Raw genomic sequence first — 23,122 nt, 5'->3', positions numbered from 1 at the left:
CAGAATCGTGAAAATAAAGCAATTTATATGGCCATTGATTGGTATCTTAGCAATGCTGGTATCTATTCGAATTCTTTACATGAAGCTCTCTGCCATTTCATTTGGGGATGTATTGGAGCGCTTGAGCAATTTAAATGCACAGCACTGGTTATTAGCCTGTTTATGTTCTCTCCTAGCTTATGCTGCTCTTGCTGGATATGATCGAATTGCCTTGCAACATCTAGGCCATAAAATTTCTTGGATTTTTATCGCTATATGTTCATTTACAACCTACGCTCTTTCACACAATATCGGTGCTTCAGTTTTTTCTGGTGCCGTTGTACGCTATCGCGCCTATAAAATGAAAGGATTAAACGGAACAGAAATCGCAATATTAGTAGGTTTTTGCTCTTTTACTTTTGTAATCGGCACAATCTTACTTTTGGGAATCGTTTTGGTGCTGCAACCCGAAATTATCACCCTCATTCATAAAGAACTTCCTGAATGGCTCGGAACAACGGCTGGAGCAATTTTACTCAGCTGTATAGCACTTTATACGTTTGGCAGCTGGCTTCAGTTAAAACCCTTACGCTTGGGGAAGAAAATTCAACTTTCCTATCCACGACTGAAAATTGTTATTCAACAGCTTCTCATTAGCCCTCTAGAGCTTTTAGGAGCAGCAGGAATTATATATGCTGTTCTCCCACATAACGCAGATATTCATTTTATCTCTGTTCTTGGTGTTTTCCTAGCATCTTTTACGATAACTCTTCTCTCTAATGCTCCAGCAGGAGGAGTAGGAGTTCTTGAAGCTCTCTTCATAACAGGCATGCCCAATATAAATCCAACCAATGTTATTGCAGCACTTATTGTCTTTAGAATGTTTTATTTGATTATACCCCTCATCCTTTCATTATTTGTGGTCGTCATTTTTGAGGCGCAACAATATTGGAAAAGAGCCCCCAAAACACCACCTGAATAAATAAAAGGCTATCAATGACTTCTTTTTTATGTACCTATAAAAGAACAAAACACCATCGTGTTACCAATTTACATATCTTTTTTAAGAAACCTCTCTCAACGCTCTTCTCCATTACACAACAATACCCGTAAATGGTATAATAGTAAAGCTATTGTTGCACCAACATCTTTATACTTAATAAAAGAGCAAGCCTGCGCCATTATACTATTTTTCCAATGTTATGATAACTTTTAGCACTTAAGAACATTAATAAGAATTATTTTTATGCCTTTCTTCAATAGTCTTTATCCACACGTTAATCCCATTTATGATGCACAAATGAATGATTTTAATTAATTTATTATAAGAGGGATTGAAACAAAAGAAGTTTATGATAGTAAAGTTTTTTCAAACAAAGAATAATCAATTCTTTATAAATCAATATATTATAATGAATCTGAGTGGCTTTCTTAATATTTATATTTTTAGAGGTTTAGCTAACGGAAAGACAGCATAGCGTAACCACACAGCTTAATATTTTAAAACTTTAAGCCTCATTAAAGTTTATTGTCTTTCGTTTAACAGGTATTATCTTTAAACAATTAAACTGATCTAATTTTATTACTTGTATGTCCATATAACTACTTTTTATGTCCAGATAACTACTTTATTTTATCTTGATTTACCCTCTTGGAATACTGATGATTATTACAGAAGTTTTTTGTTTAAGCGGGAGAGTTATCAAAAAATATCCACGCTGCTGACACAACTAAAGTGTAAAGTTTCTTCTGTCTTTAAACAATATGCTAAAAATCCAAAAAAATTTTAATCAATTTATATTAAAAGAAGTGAAAACTGTTGATTTTTATACCCCTTTAAATAACACAATTGTCGGTAAGAAGCTTCTCCTTACCAATTGCAACTTAAAAAAAAGAAACAATACGCATTAAAAGATCTTTAAATGTCCTTTGGAAGTTCTTTGAGTCCCCTAAAAAGTACAAAAACCGATGACTAAGCTATATCAACAATCTTCACTTTTAAACAAACAGATATGGGGAAATCCTACTGCCCAATTTTATTTAGCAACTCATACCTTAAAAAAATTACGCAATCAATAAGTTATTTACAGTATAAAATAAAATGGTGGGTGATGAGGGGATCGAACCCACGACCCGCTGATTAAGAGTCAGCTGCTCTACCGACTGAGCTAATCACCCATAAGCTTCTCAAAAGACGAGAATGAGCGTTTCTATAACGCTCCTAAGGATAGATGTCCAGATATTTTGTTGTTTGTTATATAAACTCATTGTCTGTAAGGTTAAAAATATGATATTCACCACTTGATCTTATATAAAAATAAACCCATTATAAGAAGCTTTATAAATAAATGTTCTGATTGTTATACAGAACCTATAGTTAGAGGATTATCGAGCATAATGCCCGAGCGAAAATTAGAGGAACCTTCTTGTGATTGTAAGTGGGATGGGGCATTATTTTGTTTTATCAACAATCACATGCATTCAAGCAATATTGTGCTGTTTTTTTCTTTGAATATAAGTTTTTTACATTGAATGTTCATGATCCAATATACGAATAAAAGCCTATGATTTTTTTTTGTCAATCGCGCGCTTTTAAGCTTCTAAAAGGTAAGGAATGATGGAATGGATCACTGATCCCCATGCGTGGTTTGGTTTGATCACGCTGGTTTTTCTCGAAATTGTTTTAGGAATAGATAACCTTATCTTTATTGCAATTTTAGCTGAAAAATTGCCACTGCATTTGCGTGACCGCGCACGCTTTATAGGTCTTACTTTAGCATTAATTATGCGGCTTTTTCTTCTTACCGTTATTGGATGGGTTATGAGACTCGATAGGGTAATTCTTTCACTTTCATCTTTTGTATTTAGTTGGCATAGCTTTATTTTAATCGGTGGTGGAGCCTTTTTGCTCGCAAAGGGAACGCTAGAATTACATGAAAGGTTAGAAGGAGTATCACATGAAAGAAAAACAGGCGTTGGTTATGCTGTTTTTTGGCAAGTAATCGTCCAAGTCGTGGTGCTGGATGCCGTTTTTTCACTAGACAGTATTATTACCGCAACAGGTATGATTGCAAAAGAGCAGGCAGCAGTTATGTATATCGCAGTCATAGCTGCTATGGGAGTAATGATGTGCGGATCTGGTGCTCTTATGCGTTTTATTAATCGTCATCCCACTATTGTAATCCTTTGTCTTGGTTTTTTGATGATGATTGGTTTTACTCTCATTGTTGAAGGATTTGGTTTTCATATTCCAAAAGGGTATTTGTATGCTGCTATTGGTTTTTCTGTTCTTATCGAAGCTTTTAATCAAATTGGACGTCGTAACCGTGAAAAAATGATTAAAACGAATGATCTACGCAGTAGAACAGCTGATGCTGTTTTGAGGCTCTTAGGAGGAGGAAGCAAAGATAGTCACCTTGCTGAGACTGTAGATGTTATTGCTGAACAGGCCGCAGCTTCTGAGTTGTTTAGACCAGAAGAAAAGGAGATGATTCGTGGTGTTCTCGATTTAGCTGATCGCCCTGTTCGCTCTATCATGTCGCCGCGTAATGAAATTGAGTGGTTAGATTTAAATGCTGATGAAAATGAAATGCGTGAAGAATTACAAAAGGTTAAACATAGCCGCTTAATTCTTGCGCGTGAAAAAGTGGATGAATTTGTTGGCGTTGCATTGACAAAAGATCTTCTTTTGAATTTGGCTGAGGGGAAAAAGATTAATTGGAAAAAAGCTATGCGAGAACCCCTCGTTGTTCATGAAAATACAAGTGTTTTACGATTGATGGAGCAATTACGTCATTCTTCGATTCAGCTTGCAATTATTGTTGATGAGCATGGATCTTTTGAAGGAATTGCAACACCAACCGATATTCTCGAAGCTATTGCAGGAGACTTTCCTGATGACGATGAAGAACTCATGATCGCAGAACAACTTGAAAATGGCAGTCTTCTTGTTGAGGGATATGCTGATATCCGCCGTTTAAGTGGTTATCTTGGGCGTAACCTTGTGGATGAAGCAGATCGTTATACGACTCTGGCAGGCTTTATGCTTTGGCAGTTTGGTCATTTACCAAATGAGGGAGAAAGCTTTGAAACTGATGGTTTACACTTTAAAGTGATTGAAATGGAACGCCGAAACATATCTAAAATCCTTATTTCTCCACTTGTATCACCAGAAAAAAGCTAATTCTTTTTATAAGCAAAATGAATAAAAAGATTTTTTTATGATTAAAAATTGAAAAGAATAAGCAGTTGATAACTCAATTGCATTTCATTATTTTTATATTTTTTCTAAGCGTAAAATAATGACATACAAAAGTTATATTATCAATGAACTTTCCATTATAAAAAATTTTCATTGATGATTGACGAAAAGCTGGAAGAGAGAAAATGGTGCAAAATTATTTGTCAATGGTCATTAATCTCAAAACAATGAATATATACAACATATTGATTTATAATAATTATTTATTACAATATTACCTTCACATCAAGAAAGCCTCTTTCAAACATCAGATTTCCGCCAATGGATAAAACTCCACCATTGTTGAGTTCACTCAACTGATGATGGCATCTTTAAACCAGACTCTGGCTCCTATAATCTTTTTAGATCTTCTTGATATTTCTTAAGGAGCTATTCCTTAGCTTTTGTTTCGATAAATTTAGCTATTTTTTTCCTTCCAAGAATGAAACTCCACCTCTCTGGAAAGCTCTTATTAAGAACTTTGTTTTTCTTCTAGATGGTTCATATTTTTTACTACTTTTGCAATGAAAGCGTAGCTGAGTTGCTTAGATTTGACTACTTCTTTGACTAAAGCCAATGCACGTTCAAAATGAATCTGTTAGGTATTTTCATCAAAGCCTAAATGATCCTCTGTACTGAAAATTTGGTAATAAGATTGTAAGGTTACAACATCACCCAATAAAGCTAGTGCACCAATATGAAGTAAGCTATAATCTGCATCATCTACCTTGATAACCTTTATGTGCCCTCCAACTTCACTCTATCGCCAAGGTGGTGCTCCATATCTGGAATAAAAGCATTTATGAAGATCAATTTTTTCTATCGCCTATTTCAAGACATAATCCCGCTTAATTCCAAACAATCCGCATATATTTCTTCTTCACAAACTCTCAACCCCTTTTTATAAAAATCAAGTTGTAGATCTTGTAAGTGCTGAGAATTGATAGGGATCAATTACCATATAGGCAGCAGCTAAAATACCAGTACTAATCGAAACTCCAACATCAACTTACGGATAACCTTTGATAATTGCGTCATTATAAAGAATTTGTACTTCACAATCTGGTAGTTGATAACATGCTGAATAATTATCTACCTCTTTAATTTTTTCAACAAACCAATCAAGATTTTTGAAGAACACTGTTGCACTCTCCATGATTAAAAAATTCTTTGCTCTACCTCAAAAGAGGTTGTATCCATATCAAAAGTCAAAAGCGAAGCAGATTTTTGCAAACAAAAGTGATAACGCCGTGTAAGAGAAGAATCTTATCAATAAGGTCTTTGGTGATTTCTTTTGCAACGTCTAAACGAGATGGAATCTTATTCATAAAAAAATATAATAAAGTCAATAGTTTGCATGCAATTATTTTATATGAATCCCATTTAAAATCTACACTTTTATACGTGATTTAATTAACCATTTTTCATAAACAATTACCATGTATGGATAGACCATAAAAAGCAAATCATGATGCAAATGTTATAACGCATGTAAACATTCAAATGAAGTGAACGCAGCTATCATTCATAACAGTTCATAAATTTTATGATACGTTTTTATCACACACAAATCGCATTATTAAAAACGTAATCGTTTGAAATTATCGATAACATAAATTGTATGCGTTTAAAGAATGGTATGGGGTTTACTCTTTTTTTGAGCTAAACCTTAAAAGAAATAATCATTTGAAACTATCATAGAATAGGTTTTAATTCATTAAGGGCACATAAAAGGATTTAAAGACAAGTCGATTTTAAAGCGGCGCTTACTAAAAAGTTAGTCAATAATAAGCAGACATTATATAGATATTATCATCACAACAGGTAATGAAATTGATAATGTTATGTCGTAGAAATCAAAAGATTTTTAATGATATAACGCAGGAAAACAAGCAAAAAACGTTTTAAAAGTTACAGTTTAAAAATACGAAACCAAATGAAGTCCCCTCAAATTTGAGGATACTTATTAAGACAAAGATAAGTAGATAAATTTCAAAAGGATTGCAATCATATTACAAAGGCATGGTGTTTTACTCAATTTTGAGTTAAAAGCGACAATATTAAAGACTGCTCTACTCTAAAGTTAACGAGCTCAAATTTGGGCTGATTAATTTTGCCAGCCCAAATATGGACCGGCTTATTTGCAGAGAAGTTAAGTTTAAATGCAAAGTAAAAATACGCTTATGAGAACCTCACTAAATGAACGTTTAAACGTTTAGAGACACAAAATGATATCTCTATAAAAACGTTTGAAACCTAGGTTTTATAACAGTTTAAAAGCCTTAGATTTTATAAAAAGCGGTTGTTTATTGTCTTCTGAAAAGCTGCTTTTAAAACCAATGCTTGTAAATTTAAACAACGGGTTTTGTTACAAATATTCACTTAATACGCATTTTCTCTTGATTGTCTTGATATGAACCTACCAAGCGTTGAGACATTTTGATAATGTACTTTGTGTCAAATGACCACTTCAAAAATGCGAGCGTTATTCTTAATACGTTTTATAGCCATACAAAAGTGTTTATAGATTCTGTAATTCAAATGAGTGATTAAATATTATACCTGTCATTTACGTTCCTATTGATCAGTTTTAATCAATAGAATAGAGCGTTTGCAATATGATACGTTTTGTATATATGCATTCATTATTGATTTCTTTTGTATGATCTGTAGTACCTCTATTTAAAAGCAGCGTTATATCAATTGGCACGGCTTTCTTTTATGATGCGTTTATAACCATCAAAGAAGCACTCTCCACGTCTGTCATTTATTCTGTTTATCAATCTTGATAACGTTATTGCTTTCATAAACCTCACAATTTATGGGAACCGAATATAAATCGCTATGTCTTTTTATTCTTGCATTGCCATAAACAGAGCTATACCCATCAGTATGATACCCCATGCTAGCATTGCGGTAAACCTTGCCTAACAACCGCATGATCATAAACCGCGGCATTGCTATGAATACGTGCACTACCGGATAATTTTGCATTCCCATAAACCCGCGCATAATGATAAACTCAACCGTTATAAAAAAGATGAGCATTGTCATAAACATGAGCACCAAAATACACATAGGTTTTATCACATATAAGGGTATTGCCATAGACATAGACACCAATGGCAGTATTGCCATAGCCCCTTGTATTTTCATAAACACGACTAGATTTTACAACACGGCATTATCAGCACCCCAGAAATTGCCATCATGAGAGAGATTGCTCTTTCATTTTCAATAAAAGCATCTAGACCGCCTTTTTTACATCACCAAAATCTTTTAAAGCACGAATGCGATAATATATATACATGACCAGTCACGAAATCCATTTAATTGATCTATTCATATTTTGGATGGTTTTTTCTGCTTAACAGGAGCGGTTTCATTTGCAATGGAAGAAATAATGGAGGTGTTTTTTGATATAGTTGTCATATTCAAGCTAATAATAACATATTCATTACCTAGGAGAATACCAACTCCTACACCTGCATAAAGCGAAGAAATAATCCGCCCATATGGCTATGCTGCATGACCATAATAGAACCCAAAACCATCATTCACCAACAGCAAAACGGATCAAAAGGACTAAGTGTTAACGCCATGGAAATAATTAAGTGCACTCATTACTATAGCTGCACAAGATAGTATGCGAGGAGCAAGAGATATAATCCCAATTACTGCCAAACGTAAAGAACATACTCCCAACTAAATAACCACCATAATTAGCGTTCGGTATATAAAAAGTTGATTAAAGCTAAACAATCCCTCATCCAACATAACTGGCAATATTGGTGTATAGAGAAATCACCAGATAACCATATCAAAACCATATCGAATACAGCATTTTGAAACAATTCAAATCTTGACGGTTGTTTTTCCCCCTTATTATTCCTTTAACTGGTGATATTCCTCATCCGCGTTCCATATCACCATAACAGCCTTTAACTCCAAAAATAGAATAAAAGCAAATTTAGCTATCTATTTTAATGCTCAAAACAATATATTTAGCGATCTACTATCAACATCACCAGATCAGTTGTACAATAACATATTGAATTAAATGTACTTTTTATGTTATAAATGTTTATAGTTAAATTGAAAGCATATTTAGATAACCTTGCTTTTTTATCTCGATATTCAAAATGACTAACCGAAAAATTATATACGCAGCCGTAAATTTTACTTCTCTTAAAATCATTTGCTTATTCGCTACAAAACTTAATAAACAACTCAAATAACCATTTTCATAAAAGAGGAAATTGGCTTCTTTTTAGGTAATCTTGTTATTTAGGATGATATGAAGTTGAAGAATTTGGTGCACCCGACAGAATTCGAATCTGTGACCTCTGCCTTCGGAGGGCAGCGCTCTATCCAGCTGAGCTACGGGTGCTTCACACTGATTATTAAAATCAGTTATGGTCTTTTAACTAATCATACTCTTAGCTTCAATGCTAAATTATCATTCTAATAAAAAAATTACTCGTTTGTAATTTATCTAACGACGCATTCCTTTTACTTTTTAATGATACTTTACCTTGAAATAACTTCTCTTTATTCAATGCTCTTTTTATTATAAAAAGAGCTTTTATTACAACTTCAAAACTCTCAAAAATAAGTTACAACATAAATTATAAGTATCAGGATAATTTTTAAATGGCTACATTACCAAATCGCTTTCATTTTATTTCCGCAGAAACTGAGGAGGCTATCAAAGCTACCCATAAATTAATTTCCGTTTATGGTCATTCTTCTCTGGAAGAAACTGATATTGTTGTTGCAATCGGTGGTGATGGGACAATGTTACAAACCGTACGAGATGTCATGAACACAGGCAAACCTATTTATGGTATGAATCAAGGTTCTGTAGGATTTCTTATGAATGAATTTCATGAAAAAAAATTGCCCAATCGTATTGCTGCCGCACATAAAAAAGAAATCCATCCCCTGCGCATGATTGCAAAATCTGAATGTCAAGATTCTATCGAGGCGCTTGCAATTAATGAAGTATCCCTCTTTCGGCAATCTTATCAAGCGGCAAAAATTCGCATCACCATTGATAACAACGTACGCATGGAACAATTAAGTTGTGATGGTGTCCTCGTCGCTACACCAGCTGGATCAACCGCCTATAATTTATCAGCACAAGGACCTATCTTACCTCTTATGGCTCCCCTTATGGCCCTCACTCCCGTTAGCCCTTTTCGCCCTCGGCGTTGGCATGGAGCTTTGCTTCCCGATACAGTAACAGTGCGCTTTGATATGCTTGAACCTGACAAACGCCCTGTAAACGCTGCTGCAGATAATATTGAAGTTAAATCTGTTCATTCAGTTACTATTTCAATGGCAACAGAAGTAACAGCTTCAATCCTTTTTGACTCAAATCATTCATGGGATGAGCGCATTTTATCAGAACAATTTCGCTATTAATGATTGTATTATGCGTTTTATATGTATATGATTGTTATAGTTAGTTTTTTTGTGAAAACATCTTAACACTTTTAAAGAGTGTAGAATATTGGTTATAATCATCATTAGATAGCGCAGTTAAAATCACAGAGCAGTTGATAAAAAAATGATACCATCTTTAAACAGTTTTGATGATTTAGGTCTTTCCGCAAAGGTTATTAATGCGGTGAAATCAGCGGGGTATACAGCTCCGACACCTATTCAAAGTGAAACAATTCCGTATGTCCTTCAAAGAAAAGACGTTTTAGGAATCGCCCAAACGGGAACAGGTAAAACCGCCTCTTTCGTATTGCCTATGCTCACTCTCCTTGAAAAAGGTCGTGCAAGAGCACGCATGCCCCGTACGCTTATCTTAGAACCAACAAGAGAAATTGCAGCTCAAGTTGAAGAAAATTTCGATAAATACGGCATAAATCATCGTTTAAATGTTGCTCTTTTGATTGGTGGAGTTTCTTTTGAACTCCAAGATCGCAAACTTGAACGGGGAGCTGATGTTCTTATAGCAACACCAGGACGCCTTCTTGATCATTGCGAGCGCGGTAAACTGCTCCTGATGGGCGTTGAAATCCTTGTTATTGATGAAGCTGATCGCATGTTGGATATGGGCTTTATTCCTGATATTGAACGCATCTGTAAGCTAACTCCTTTTACGCGTCAAACTTTGTTCTTTTCTGCAACAATGGCGCCAGAAATTACAAAATTAACGAAACAATTTTTACATTCTCCCGTATCTGTTGAAGTTACAAAAGCATCCTCAACCGCAACCACAATTACACAGCGGCTCGTCAAATCTGGAAGTAAGTCATGGGATAAAAGAGCTGTTTTGCGAGAACTTATTCATAATGAAGGTGCAGAGCTTCAAAATGCAATCATTTTCTGTAATCGAAAGAGAGATATCTCTGAACTTTTTAGATCGCTCATCAAACATAACTTTAATGTAGGGGCCCTTCATGGAGATATGGACCAATATTCGCGCATGAACACCCTAGCTGATTTTAAAAATAATAAACTTACACTTCTTGTTGCTTCTGATGTTGCTGCCCGTGGACTCGATATTCCAGCTGTAAGTCATGTCTTTAACTATGATGTTCCTACACATGCTGAAGACTATATCCATCGAATTGGTCGTACAGGGCGTGCAAATCGTAGCGGAAAAGCTTTTACAATTGTCACAAAAGCTGATCAAAAATATATCAATGCCATTGAGGAAATGAGTAATGAAAAAATTGAATGGCTCAATGGAGATCTCTCAACTTTAATAGTCGATGATCAAACAGAAGATATTGTTGTAAAGAAAAAATCTTCAAAATCATCAAAGAAAACTGCTCACAAAGAGCCTGTTGCTCACACTAAAAAATCTGTAGAAGAGAATAAAACAGAATATATCAAAAATGCAAATAATAAGGAGAAGCCCTCTGAGCACCAACGCCCACGAAAAAATAAGAATTACACGCCCCTTGGATTTGGTGATGATATTCCTGCTTTCATGCTTATAAAAACGTGTAAATAAATCCGTTCTTTACTCTCTTTAAGAGTGAAATGAACGAAATGCTTTAAAAAAAGCCGCTCCTATTTCCTAGAGAGTCTTTCTGCTACCTTTTCACGCCCTAAAAGCTGCAAAATTTTTCCCATTTCAGGTCCATGATCCATGCCTGTAAGTGTCTGACGTAATGGCATAAATAAAGCTTTTCCTTTTCGACCTGTTTTTTCTTTTAATGCTGTTGTCCAAATTTTCCAACTTTCCTCCTTCAAAGCACCTTCAGGTAAGAAATCGAGTGATTGGCGCACAAAAGCGCGATCCTCTAGTGCCACTGTATCAAAATTCTGTTCATCATGAATGATTTTCCACCACAAAACAGCATCATTGACTTTATTAATATTGCTTCTTATCGCGTTCCAGAAATATTCCGCCTTATCTCCCTCAATAGAAAGTTTTTTAAGGCGCATTTTTACTTCCTCATAGGTTAACTCATGGACAAGATGACTATTCAAAGCAAGAAGATCAGCAATATCAAATTTTGCAACGGATCTTGACGTATCTTGGAGATTAAAATGCTCTAAAAGCGCTGCTTGATTAGGATAGGGATGCACATTTTGCGATGTCCCAATCAAAACGGCAAGGCATTGAACAGCTATAGATTCAAATCCTTCTTCCCGTAGAGAACGAATAGAAAGATCATTATTACGTTTTGAAAATCCTTTTCCTAAAACTGTCGCCAATAAATTGGTATGAGCAAAAACCGGTAATTCTGCATTAAGAGCTTTAAAAATAGCAATTTGAGCGCCTGTATTTGTAATATGATCATCCCCACGAATAATATGCGTAATAGCCATATCTACATCATCAACAATAGAGGGCAATGTATAAAGATAGCTTCCATCTTCACGAATAAGAACGGGATCTGAAAGAGAAGCCAAATCAATCGTCTGCTTTCCCTTTATTGCATCATTCCAGCAAACTTCTGTTCGCTTTGTTTGTAAAGGATCACTTTCAAAATTAGGAAGAAGAAAACGCCAATGGGGTTTACGACCTTGAGATTCAAAGTTTTTTTTCTCTTCTGCTGTCAATTTTAATGCTGCACGGTTATAAATAGGAGGCAATTTGCGTGAAAGCTGGATTTTACGACGTCGCTCTAACTCTTCTGCAGTCTCATAACAGGGATAAAGAAGCCCGCGTTGTTTGAGAATTTCCGCAACTTCATCGTATCGATTAAATCGCTTAGATTGGTAATAAATTGAATCTGGTTGAATACCAAGCCATTCAAGGTCAACAGCAATAGCATCAATATATTCTTGTTTAGAACGTTCAACATCTGTATCATCATAGCGCAAAATAAATTCTCCTTTATGCGCTTGCGCATAAAGCCAATTGAAAAGCGCAATACGGATATTGCCAATATGAATATAACCTGTTGGAGAGGGAGCAAAACGAACTTTAACCATAACATAATACTCAATTTTTATCGCGAAAATGATTGACTATAGGATAGCGACGATCGCGTCCGAAATTCTTGTAACTGATTTTTACACCTGGTGCAGATTGTCGCCTTTTATATTCAGCACTATAAAGAAGCTGTTCAATTTTCTCAACAATTTCCCGTGAATACCCACGTTGAACAATATCACCAATACTCATGTCATTTTCTACAAGAGATTGCAAAATATCATCTAGAATAGGATAAGGTGGAAGTGAATCTTCATCTTTTTGATTTTCTCGCAGCTCTGCAGAAGGCGCTTTTTCTATAATATTGGATGGAATGACAATTCCTTCTGGTCCTCTCAAATTGTGCAAGTGATTTTTATTGCGCCACTCAGCTAATGCATAAACCTGCATTTTATAAATATCTTTAAGAGGATTAAACCCGCCATTCATATCCCCATACAATGTTGCATATCCCACAGCCATTTCTGACTTATTGCCTGTCGTTACCACCATTGAGCCGAATTTATTTGAAAGCGCCATTAAAAGTGTACCGCGTATACGACTTTGAAGATTTTCTTCTGTGACGTCAGAGGATAACCCTGAAAAAACAGGTGCCATTGTCTTTAAAAAAGCCTCAACAGGTTGTGCAATCGGTATGATTTCATAACAACATCCCAAAAGATCAGCACATTCTTTGGCATCTTTTAATGATTCTTGCGAAGTATAATGATAGGGCATCATAATGGTGCGAACCCTCTCAGCACCAAGAGCATCCACCGCCATTGCTGTACACAGGGCTGAATCAATTCCTCCTGAAAGACCAAGAATAACATCCTTAAAGCCGTTTTTATTAACGTAATCTTTCAACCCTAAAACACAAGCTTGATAATCGGCCGCTAATCCATTGAGAAGACTTTCTTTAGGACCTGAAATACAGTGCCATCCCGTCGTTGTTTTTTGCCAATGGCTTAAAGCAATATGGCTATCAAAGTGTTTCATTTGAAATATCTTTTTTCCTTCTCCATTCAAGGCAAAAGACCCGCCATCAAAAACGAGCTCATCTTGACCACCAACTTGATTAGCATAAATAATTGGCACCCCAGATCGTAGGGCTTGCGTATGAACAACATCTATACGTTTTAAGGTTTTATTACGATAGTAGGGAGATCCGTTAAGGACAAGAATAATTTCCGCTCCTTTATTACCAAGCTCCGCACAAAGTGAAGAATCATTCCAAATATCTTCACAAATCACTATTCCTAGTCCTACCCCACGATAGATAAGAGGCTCAGGTCGTGGGCCTGAAGAAAATAAACGCTTTTCATCAAATTCAGCATAATTAGGTAAATCAAACTTCAAACTTTCGGCAATGACTTGCCCTTCATCAAGAAGCATGACACCGTTGTAAATATTGCCATTGCGTCTTAATGGAAGTCCAATGACAATTCCTGGTCCGCCTACGGTTATCTTTGCTAATTTCTCAACAGTCTCTTCACATGTTTTTGTAAAAGCAGGTTTTAGAACAAGATCTTCCGGCGAATAAGCGCTTATAAAAAGTTCCGTGAATAAAACAAGATCTGCCCCCTCTTCTTTGGCCTTTTGATGCGCCATGACAGCTAAAGAAAAATTCCCCTCAATATCACCGACAATAGGATTTAATTGAGCAATTGATACCCGAAAATTATTTTTCATAAGCCTTTGTATCATTTCATCAGTTTAGTAACCACAACTTTATTCTTCATCATCTTTATTCTTCATCATCGGAAATATCATTTTTAAAAATTCTCTTCTGCCATAATGACCTAAAAAATATTAGGCAAATTTTTGCCTACCCCCCAGCAGCAATTGCTAACGAGTCAGTCACGCGATTTTTTTTAAGGAGTTCAGCAACAAGAAAAGCCAATTCTAACGCTTGATCTGCATTTAACCGTGGATCACATTGCGTATGATAACGATCAGATAAATCGTCCACAGAAATGGCATGTGCCCCTCCTGTACATTCAGTAACATCACGACCTGTCATCTCAATATGAATGCCTCCTGGATAAGTTCCCTCTCCACGATGCACTGCAAAAAAATTCTCTACTTCTTTTAAAACATAATCAAAGGGACGCGTCTTATAACCATTGGCAGTAATTGTATTGCCATGCATTGGATCACATGACCATATAACCGCACGCTTCTCGCGTTCAACGGCACGGATGAGTTTAGGCAGATAACTTTCAACTTTATCATAACCAAAGCGCGTAATGAGAGTAAGCCGCCCCAGCTCGTTTTCAGGATTTAAAATATCAATTAATTTTAAAAGCTCATCAGACTCAATGGAAGGACCACATTTTAATCCTATAGGATTCTTAATGCCGCGACAATATTCAACGTGAGCATGGTCAATCTGACGCGTACGGTCACCAATCCATAACATATGACCAGATGTTGCATACCAATTTCCTGAAATTGAATCAATCCGAGTCAAAGCCTCTTCATAACCAAGCAACAGTGCTTCATGACTGGTATAAAAAGATGTTTCACGCAATGAAGAATGTGTTTTGGATGTAATCCCTATAGAACGCATAAAATCAATTGCTTCAGAAATACGCTCTGCCAATAATTCATAACGTTCTCCCTGCGGACTGTTAGAAACAAAACTCAACATCCATGTGTGAACATTTTCTAAATTAGCATAGCCACCTTGTGAAAAAGCACGCAATAGATTAAGTGTTGCCGCAGATTGGCGATAAGCCATAGACATCCGTTGCGGATCTGGAATACGAGAACCTGCTTCAAATTCAATGCCATTAATAATATCCCCACGATAAGCAGGAAATTCAACTCCCTCTTTTCTTTCAATATCAGAAGAGCGAGGCTTTGCAAATTGACCAGCAATACGACCAATTTTAACAACCGGTTTAGAACTACCAAAGGTCAAAACAATCGCCATTTGCAAAAATACACGAAAAAAATCACGGATATTATCAGCTTCATGTTCTGCAAAGCTTTCGGCACAATCACCACCTTGCAATAAAAAAGCTTGTCCTTTTGCAACAGCTGCTAATTCATTTTTTAAATCACGTGCTTCACCGGCAAAAACTAAAGGAGGGTAACTTCTCAGTTTTCGTTCAACATCTTCTAACATAGACTTATCCGGATAAGTCGGAACTTGTTTAATTGGCCTTGTTCTCCAAGAGTCAGGTGCCCATTCTTTTATCATTACACTCTCTCTAAAGATTAATCTTACAGATTGGCATATCAAAAGCTTTTTACCGCAATATATGCTGTTTAACTTTCTATTTTCTTTCCATTTTCATATATATAACTTGGTTTATACATCGTTACCAATTCTTCTGCCATCGTTGGATGCACTGCCATCGTTTCATCAAAGATATCCTTCGTCAGCTTTCCTTTGAGAGCTATCCCAATAAGCTGTGCCATCTCACCAGCGTTTTCCCCTAAAATATGAGCGCCCACAACAATACGGCTTTCACCATCAACAATGAGTTTCATAAGCATTTTCTCTGAACTACCAGAAAGAACATTACGCATAGGACGAAAAACTGTACGATAAATTTCAAGACGCTTATAACGCTTTACCGCCTCCTCTTCTGAAAGACCAACCGTTCCAATCTCTGGCTGTGAAAAAACTGCTGTTGTAATTAAATCATAATCAGGTGTTGTTGGAATATTCTCAAATGCTGTCTTAACAAAACACATTGCATCATGAATCGCAACAGGTGTTAATTGAATATGACCTGTTACATCACCAACAGCCCAAATGTGGGGTACATTCGTTGTCATTCTTTCATCAACAACAACTGCACCAAATTCATCCACTTGAACACCTGCTCGCTCAAGTCTTAAACCTGTTGTATTTGGTACACGCCCCGTAGCCAACATAATCTGATCGGCACTAATCGTTTGCCCATTTGATAAAATAACTTCATAACAATTTTCTGCAGCCTGCACTTTAGAAATTGTTACACCATAGAGAATAGAAATCCCTTTTTCAGTCATTTCATCGCTGAGCAATTGCCGCAAATCATGATCAAAACCACGAAGGATTAAATCACCACGATGGAGCAGCGTTGTTTTTACACCTAATTCATGAAAAATATTAGCAAATTCAACACCAATATACCCTCCACCAACAATGACTATTGATTTTGGGAGTTGATCAAGGTCAAAAATCTCATTAGAAGTGAGGCAAAATCCACCGCCTTCTATGGAAGTATTTGGTGCAACTTTTGCCCCTGTTGCAATCAAAATTTTTTCTGCACTGACCCGCTCACCCGTGGCAGAAAGCTCTAATGTGTGATCATCTACAAAAGTAGCACGACTTTCATAAATATGCACATTGTTATTCTCTAATCCCTTACGATACAGCCCTTCTAACCTTGATATTTCTTTATTTTTAGCTGCAACCAACTTTTCCCAACTAAAAATTGGATCCGCATATTTCCACCCAAAACCAACACTTTTCTTAAATTCTTTTACATATTGTGATGCATAAACATAAAGTTTTTTGGGAACACAGCCACGAATAACACAAGTGCCCCCTATACGATATTCCTCTGCTATAGCGACCCGCTTGCCAAGACCTCCAGCAAGCCGTGCTGCACGCACTCCACCAGAACCACTTCCAATAACAAATAAATCAAAGTCAAAAGAGCCCACGAATTATTCCTTCTTATACATCTGCAAGAGTAGGCTAAGATCTTTTATTATCAAATGAAAGTCTTTTTTATAAAGCAGCATTCTAAAAGGACTTATTCTCATTAAAATATTTAAAACGGCGGGAAAACCGCCGCTATTTTAAAAATCAGAAATTGCCCATTGGTTGTCATGATATCAATCAAGCTATTTTTTATTTCCTGAAGATTCTGATTTTATAGGCACATTTGTAGGCATCGTAGAATTATTCAAATTAAGTGTTTCAGACATCTCTTTTCTCACATTTTCTACAAGATCCTGCATAAAAGCAGTACGCCATATATCAAATGCTGAGTAAGAATCACGTGCGATATTGGGAACTTCTGTCAAAAACTTTTTACCGGTATCAGAATTATAAAATGTTGTTATTGCATCAAGCTCTTTTTGAGTAAAATATTTTGCATATACATGAGCAATCTCTTTTTCTAGATCAGAGCGCCTTTTAATTAAAGCAAGCGCCTGCTTATCAACAATATCAGAAATATCCGCTGCCAAGTTTGGATCATCCCTCATCAGTACAGTTTTAAGATCTTCTACCGCATTTGGTAAAAAACTATCAAACTGATCCGTTGCGTGAATGGCACTTATAGCTTTTCTAGCTGAATCTAAATGTTGATCGCTCACACCTTGTGCATAAGCCATTCCAATATTCACAACAAAAACGACAACTACACCCAAATATACGACAAAACGCTGAAAAGAAAATATTATTTTCATTTAATGATTACCCCGATCGCTAATTATAATTTTAATTCGTTATTCTACCTAAAATCTTTAAGACCCTTTTTTACTGTGCTAACATATCATCATGTAAATGCCTTTTCTAAAAATCAAACGGTTCTAAAACTTTTATTTGACCATCAGCCATAGCGACAATTGCACGTGAAGCCAACCCCAAAAAAAGGCCATGCTCAACAACACCAGGAATAGCAAGAAGTGCATCCGATAATAGTTTTGGTTGCAAAATGCAGCCCCAAAATGCATCAAGAATAAAATGGCCACCATCTGTTTCAAAAGGATTTTTTCCATTCATTCGCAATGCAATTTTTCCAGAAAGCCCTAAATCATCAGCAACTTTTTCGATGGCTCTGCATGTTGTGTGGATACCAAATGGATTAACTTCAATTGGTAGTGCAAAAGCACCAAGCCTTTTTACCACCTTTGTTTCATCCGCAATGACAAGCATTGCACGAGATGCCGACGCTACAATTTTTTCATACAACAATGCTCCCCCTCCCCCTTTAATGAGCATCATCTCAGGACCAATTTCATCTGCTCCGTCAATATCAAGATCCAGCTCAGGTATTTGTTCTAAAGTGCTAACAGGCACTCCAAACTTATGACAGAGTTGTTCAGAATATTTTGAAGTAGCAACACCAGTCACCCGCAAACCATCCGCAACACGCTCACCTAGAAGACGAATAAATTCATTGACTGTCGAACCAGATCCGATTCCAAGCCGCATACCATCTTCAACAAACTCAAGCGCTTTAATAGCTGCCATTTTTTTTAACTGCTGAACATTCATGAATGACTTTGCCTTCTATCCGTATAAGCAGCATTTATCACCCCTATTACCACCGATAATAATGATAATAAAAGATAACCTCTTGACGCAATCTATTTAAATTGACCATCATCTTTTGCTTGAAGAGATGTTACTCGTTATAGAAATATATGATAAGAATAAAATAGAATAATCAACAATTATCTTTTTTATTTCTTTGAGAATATTTGTTAGCATTTTTCTCATTCAATAAGAATTTTTGATTTATTTTGTGCTATCAATAGGATGCACAAAGATGCACATATCAATTTTTTGAAAAAATTAAAATGATCAGATATAAAAAATCATCTATTTCTAGAAAACTGTAGATTATTATCTCATTTCAATGACGTTATCCAAATGTGAAGCAAAATATGACTGATTATATGTTTTTATGAACGCTGTCTGTGCATATTCCATGGTCTATGAAACCCTAGCGAAGACCAAATAATATCTCCACCTTTGGTCATCATAACGCTTCCTCGTGATAACAATTGTTGAGGTATAAATATTATTTTTGCCTTCTTGTAACAAGTTGGATTATGCATCACAAATGTCTGAATGAGAATATCTGCCTCTACACATTGACCTGTTTCTCTCTGTAAAACGATCACTTTTAATCCATTATCCAATAAAGATGTACATACATGATAATCACAAATAAATTGTCCGTGCAACGAAGGACCATATTTTGTTGGTTTAATCGTTTCATTCACACGAAATGACTTTTTCCATATGGATGTCGTGAACTTAGAAATATGGTAACGATCAATATATAACTTTTTATCATGGATAACGCCCACGAGACGCATATTATCTGCTATAATCAGTTGTACAGGTGAATGCATTACACAAATAGAAATACCTGCCAAAATAAACAAACTAAAAAAGAGCCGGATGGGTGTTTTGCAAAAAGTCAGTCCAACCAAGCCTATACTCAATAAAACTAACGCTGATAACGGCATAAAACCAGGATTCAAATCAGGAGAAATAGCCTTGATAGCATGTGCAATCTTTATTACAAGATCAACTCCAAAACCCATAATTTGAAGAGGAAGCCATTCGAATCCTCCTAACATTGCAAGAACTGCGATTAATCCAAAGGGAATGACAAAAATTGAGATGACAGGCAAAGCAAAAGCATTACTGATAATGCTCAACGATGCCATATTAGAAAAATGATAAGCAGCATAAATTCCACTTGCACTCCCTGCAACAAAGGAAGAAGCACATGTTGAAAGCATCGATAAGAAAACAAAATTTATCACTCCTCCTCCAACATAAAAGGGAGTTGTTTTTCTTTTACGAAAAAATGACCTTCCACTCCACCAATCAAAAAAAGCGATCAAAGCAGCAGTCGCAGAAAAGGACATTTGAAAGCTAGGACCTAATATTTCATGGGGTGTCATCGCTAGAGTTATCAACCCTGCAATGGAAAAATTACGCATTGTTATAGCAGAGCGATTACACAATATAGCAACCAACATAACAGCAATCATCACAAAACTTCTTTGCGCTGATATTGCTAAGCCCGACAATAACAAATAAAAAGCTGTTATCATAAAAGCAACGATAGCAGCAAATTTTTTACTGGAATAATAGGAAGAAAAAACTGGAAAAAATGCTAAAAAACTACGGATACTCAAAAGAACTATGCAGCTTAACAACGCCATATGTAAACCTGATATTGATAAAATATGAGCTAATCCAGCTGTACGTAATGCTTCATTTGTCTCATTTGAAATACCAGCACGCTGCCCTGTTATGAGGGCAGCTGCAACACTCCCCTTTTCTCCTTCAAGGGCTATACGGATTCTTTGTGTCATCTTCGTGCGTAAATTTTCAATTTTCTGTAGAATGATAGCGAATATTCCATCAGGCTGCGAAACGGATATTTTTCTTGGTTTTCCTAAATAAACGCCTTGTGCTCCAATTCTTTTAAAATAATTATGAAAACTAAAATCGTAGCCTCCTGGACGCACCGGCCCAGAGAATGCACGAATCTTAACTTTTCCATGCAATCCATCACCAATCGCTAAGCCAGATGGCAAATATCTTGCCGATAAACGAACACGATGAAGACTATGGCGTAATACGGGATTTTCTGTATTCAAAATATCCAAAACTAAACGAAATCCTCCTTTGGCACCTGACTCAATAGAAACAATTCTTCCCGTCAATGTAGTGACAATGTCACTGCTTAGCATGGGTGTTGCAATACGCCACGTTTCTATTTTTGCCGCTAAAACACCCAATATAATACAAAACAGAAACCCCACGGGAATCCATATTTTTCGATAAAAACGTGCAACATAGAATATTCCCAGAAAAATACTGACCAACGCCCCCAATTGTCCCCAACTTGGTTCCCACTCTAAATGAAAATAGAAAATGATTCCTAGGGCAAAAAAGACTAAAATCAGCGAAAAAAGGATACCAAAAGAAACTTCTTTATTAATACAATCTTCTAACCATTTGCGAAAAAAAATGATTACTTCTTTTAAGAGTGTCAATAAAAAAAGTTTTTGTTGATTATAGCTACCGTTCTTTGCATCATCATACCTAGAAAAAACACTCTGCCCTATCTGACATGGCTTTTTTCTTTCTGTAACAGATTTTTCGGATAAACCCTCTTTACTTTTATAAAACATCAGTCCCCCACTTTAACTCGCAATACGGCTATTGCACGCCCCATCACTTATGCTAACATGACTTTTCTATAAAATTCCATAAGTAATATCTTAGTTTAAAGGAAAATATTCGTGTCTGTTATTACTCGTTTTGCCCCTTCACCCACTGGCTTCCTTCACATTGGTGGTGCTCGTACTGCTCTTTTTAATTGGCTTTATGCAAAACATACCGGTGGAAAAATGCTTTTACGAATTGAAGATACAGACCGAGAGCGTTCAACAGAAGCAGCTGTAAAAGCCATTATAGATGGCTTGCACTGGATGGGTCTTAGTTATGATGGCGCCCCTATTTCGCAATTCGAACGTGCAGAACGTCACCGCCAAATCGCTGAACAGTTGGTCAAGAATGGCAAAGCATATTATTGTTATGCTTCACCTGAGGAGTTAGCTGAAATGCGTGAAAAAGCCCGTACAGAAAGGCGCCCACCCCGTTATGATGGACGTTGGCGGGACCGTGATAGTTCTGAAGCTCCTAAAGGTGTTAAGCCTGTTATTCGCATCAAAGCCCCTCAAGATGGAGAAACGATCATACATGACCGTGTTCAAGGTGATGTCCGTTTTCCTAATAAAGATCTCGATGACTTTATTATTTTACGTTCTGATGGTTCGCCTACCTATATGCATGCTGTTGTCGTTGATGATCATGATATGGGCATCACACATATTATACGTGGTGACGATCATCTTACCAACGCAGCCCGACAAACGATTATCTTTAAAGCAATGGGATGGGACATTCCTGTTATGGCCCATATTCCTCTTATCCATGGTGAAAACGGTGCAAAATTATCAAAGCGACATGGTGCGCTCGGTGTTGATGCCTACCGAACAATGGGATATCTTCCTGCTGCTTTGCGCAATTACCTTGTCCGTTTAGGTTGGAGTCATGGTGATGACGAACTGATGTCACTTAAAGATATGATTTCTTGGTTTGATATTGAGGATATTAACAAAGGTGCTGCTCGTTTTGATCTCAAAAAACTCGATTCCATCAACGGACACTATATGCGTATGAGTAATGATCAAGAACTTTTTGATGCCGCTCTTAATATTCTACCAGAAACCGATAGGGGAGCACAAATTATTGAAAGACTTGATGAAAAACGCCGTGTTCAATTTTTAAAAGCAATCCCGCATTTGAAAGAACGTTCAAAAACACTGTGCGAACTGATTGACAATGCCTCCTTCATTTTTACGCAACGACCTTTACAACTTGATGAAAAAGCTCAAATACTCTTAGATAAAAATGGACGAACCATTTTAAACGATCTTTATCTTGCTCTGAAAGCTTGCCCCTCTTGGGATACAAAAACTCTAGATGAAACACTTCGCTCTTGTGTACAAACACAGAATCTCAAATTTGGATCTATCGCCCAACCACTTCGCGCAGCTCTTACAGGATGTGCAACATCACCAGGTGTTTTGGATGTTCTTATTTTATTAGGACGCGATGAATCCCTTCATCGCATCAAGGACCAACTTATCACAACAATATGCCCATGATGGACACTGAGTATATTTCCTCAAATAAGGATCTATACAGATATCTCAACGTGCCCTAAAAGAGTTTTTTA

General features: G+C 36.4%; 14 protein-coding genes and 2 tRNA genes. 5 read left to right on the top strand and 11 right to left on the bottom strand.

Translation table 11 applies throughout. The features are described 5' to 3' along the window. Nucleotides 1–7 precede the first annotated feature (7 nt). Complete coding sequence (locus ACFIME_RS01430) at nt 8–961, top strand: YbhN family protein (RefSeq protein WP_375662588.1); 954 nt, start codon at nt 8–10, stop codon at nt 959–961. Nucleotides 962–2,081: 1,120 nt separating this feature from the next. On the opposite strand, the gene ACFIME_RS01425 is transcribed toward ACFIME_RS01430, so the two are convergent. Beyond that, nucleotides 2,082–2,157: transfer RNA gene (locus tag ACFIME_RS01425), tRNA-Lys, on the bottom strand. 436 nt (nt 2,158–2,593) lie between these two features. Here ACFIME_RS01425 and ACFIME_RS01420 point away from each other — a divergent pair. Continuing rightward, on the top strand, nt 2,594–4,162 hold the full coding sequence (locus ACFIME_RS01420) for a TerC family protein (RefSeq protein ID WP_375612149.1): 1,569 nt from the start codon (nt 2,594–2,596) through the stop codon (nt 4,160–4,162). Between the two features lie 655 nt (nt 4,163–4,817). Here the strand turns inward: ACFIME_RS01420 and ACFIME_RS01415 are convergent. From ACFIME_RS01415 to ACFIME_RS01405, 3 genes are all read right to left on the bottom strand, one after another. Then, on the bottom strand, nt 4,818–4,916 hold the full coding sequence (locus ACFIME_RS01415; RefSeq protein WP_375662594.1) for a hypothetical protein: 99 nt from the start codon (nt 4,914–4,916) through the stop codon (nt 4,818–4,820). A 2,066-nt stretch (nt 4,917–6,982) separates the two neighbouring features. Next, the gene (locus ACFIME_RS01410) at nt 6,983–7,357 is read right to left on the bottom strand and encodes a hypothetical protein (protein ID WP_375662587.1); all 375 of its coding nucleotides are present in this window, start codon (nt 7,355–7,357) and stop codon (nt 6,983–6,985) included. Nucleotides 7,358–8,532: 1,175 nt separating this feature from the next. Beyond that, nucleotides 8,533–8,609 (bottom strand) — tRNA-Arg (locus tag ACFIME_RS01405). A 263-nt stretch (nt 8,610–8,872) separates the two neighbouring features. Here ACFIME_RS01405 and ACFIME_RS01400 point away from each other — a divergent pair. Further along, nucleotides 8,873–9,646 carry an NAD kinase gene (locus ACFIME_RS01400; protein WP_375662586.1) on the top strand — a complete coding sequence of 258 codons (774 nt, stop codon included), beginning with the start codon at nt 8,873–8,875 and terminating at the stop codon, nt 9,644–9,646. A 145-nt stretch (nt 9,647–9,791) separates the two neighbouring features. Next, entirely contained in the window at nt 9,792–11,195 is a 1,404-nt protein-coding gene (locus tag ACFIME_RS01395; RefSeq protein WP_375684372.1) for a DEAD/DEAH box helicase, read from the top strand. Nucleotides 11,196–11,254: 59 nt separating this feature from the next. Here ACFIME_RS01395 and gltX (ACFIME_RS01390) read toward each other — a convergent pair whose 3' ends face one another. From gltX (ACFIME_RS01390) to ACFIME_RS01360, 7 genes are all read right to left on the bottom strand, one after another. Further along, complete coding sequence (gltX, locus tag ACFIME_RS01390) at nt 11,255–12,628, bottom strand: glutamate--tRNA ligase (protein ID WP_375662584.1); 1,374 nt, start codon at nt 12,626–12,628, stop codon at nt 11,255–11,257. Nucleotides 12,629–12,638: 10 nt separating this feature from the next. Further along, nucleotides 12,639–14,300 carry an NAD+ synthase gene (locus tag ACFIME_RS01385; protein WP_375662583.1) on the bottom strand — a complete coding sequence of 554 codons (1,662 nt, stop codon included), beginning with the start codon at nt 14,298–14,300 and terminating at the stop codon, nt 12,639–12,641. A gap of 136 nt (nt 14,301–14,436) precedes the next feature. Then, complete coding sequence (locus ACFIME_RS01380; protein WP_375684371.1) at nt 14,437–15,816, bottom strand: class II 3-deoxy-7-phosphoheptulonate synthase; 1,380 nt, start codon at nt 15,814–15,816, stop codon at nt 14,437–14,439. A 68-nt stretch (nt 15,817–15,884) separates the two neighbouring features. Beyond that, the gene (gor, locus tag ACFIME_RS01375) at nt 15,885–17,276 is read right to left on the bottom strand and encodes a glutathione-disulfide reductase (protein WP_375662582.1); all 1,392 of its coding nucleotides are present in this window, start codon (nt 17,274–17,276) and stop codon (nt 15,885–15,887) included. Nucleotides 17,277–17,459: 183 nt separating this feature from the next. Then, the gene (locus tag ACFIME_RS01370; protein WP_375632798.1) at nt 17,460–18,029 is read right to left on the bottom strand and encodes a DUF2059 domain-containing protein; all 570 of its coding nucleotides are present in this window, start codon (nt 18,027–18,029) and stop codon (nt 17,460–17,462) included. Between the two features lie 106 nt (nt 18,030–18,135). Then, a complete protein-coding gene (rpiA, locus tag ACFIME_RS01365) occupies nt 18,136–18,840 on the bottom strand; it encodes a ribose-5-phosphate isomerase RpiA (protein WP_375684370.1) in 705 nt (234 codons plus the stop codon). A gap of 410 nt (nt 18,841–19,250) precedes the next feature. Next, a complete protein-coding gene (locus ACFIME_RS01360) occupies nt 19,251–21,509 on the bottom strand; it encodes a ComEC/Rec2 family competence protein (protein WP_375684369.1) in 2,259 nt (752 codons plus the stop codon). Between the two features lie 111 nt (nt 21,510–21,620). Here ACFIME_RS01360 and gltX (ACFIME_RS01355) point away from each other — a divergent pair, with 111 nt between their 5' ends. Beyond that, nucleotides 21,621–23,051, top strand: a complete 1,431-nt coding sequence (gltX, locus tag ACFIME_RS01355) for a glutamate--tRNA ligase (protein ID WP_375662580.1) — start codon at nt 21,621–21,623, stop codon at nt 23,049–23,051. Nucleotides 23,052–23,122: the final 71 nt, after the last annotated feature.

The organism is Bartonella sp. AP1QHHD, from assembly GCF_042196265.1.
Lineage (GTDB): Bacteria > Pseudomonadota > Alphaproteobacteria > Rhizobiales > Rhizobiaceae > Bartonella.
The sequence above is the reverse complement of the archived record's forward strand: the minus strand, read 5'-3'. Positions and strand labels throughout refer to the sequence as shown.

Bases quoted from the DNA above. Each gene is read 5' to 3' on its own strand.
- rpiA (WP_375684370.1), bottom strand. From the start codon at position 18,840: ATGAATGTTCAGCAGTTAAAAAAAATGGCAGCTATTAAAGCGCTTGAG.
- ACFIME_RS01410 (WP_375662587.1), bottom strand. From the start codon at position 7,357: ATGGCAATACTGCCATTGGTGTCTATGTCTATGGCAATACCCTTATAT.
- ACFIME_RS01395 (WP_375684372.1), top strand. From the start codon at position 9,792: ATGATACCATCTTTAAACAGTTTTGATGATTTAGGTCTTTCCGCAAAG.
- gltX (WP_375662584.1), bottom strand. From the start codon at position 12,628: ATGGTTAAAGTTCGTTTTGCTCCCTCTCCAACAGGTTATATTCATATT.
- ACFIME_RS01420 (WP_375612149.1), top strand. From the start codon at position 2,594: ATGATGGAATGGATCACTGATCCCCATGCGTGGTTTGGTTTGATCACG.
- ACFIME_RS01360 (WP_375684369.1), bottom strand. From the start codon at position 21,509: ATGTTTTATAAAAGTAAAGAGGGTTTATCCGAAAAATCTGTTACAGAA.
- ACFIME_RS01400 (WP_375662586.1), top strand. From the start codon at position 8,873: ATGGCTACATTACCAAATCGCTTTCATTTTATTTCCGCAGAAACTGAG.
- ACFIME_RS01380 (WP_375684371.1), bottom strand. From the start codon at position 15,816: ATGATAAAAGAATGGGCACCTGACTCTTGGAGAACAAGGCCAATTAAA.
- ACFIME_RS01370 (WP_375632798.1), bottom strand. From the start codon at position 18,029: ATGAAAATAATATTTTCTTTTCAGCGTTTTGTCGTATATTTGGGTGTA.
- ACFIME_RS01385 (WP_375662583.1), bottom strand. From the start codon at position 14,300: ATGAAAAATAATTTTCGGGTATCAATTGCTCAATTAAATCCTATTGTC.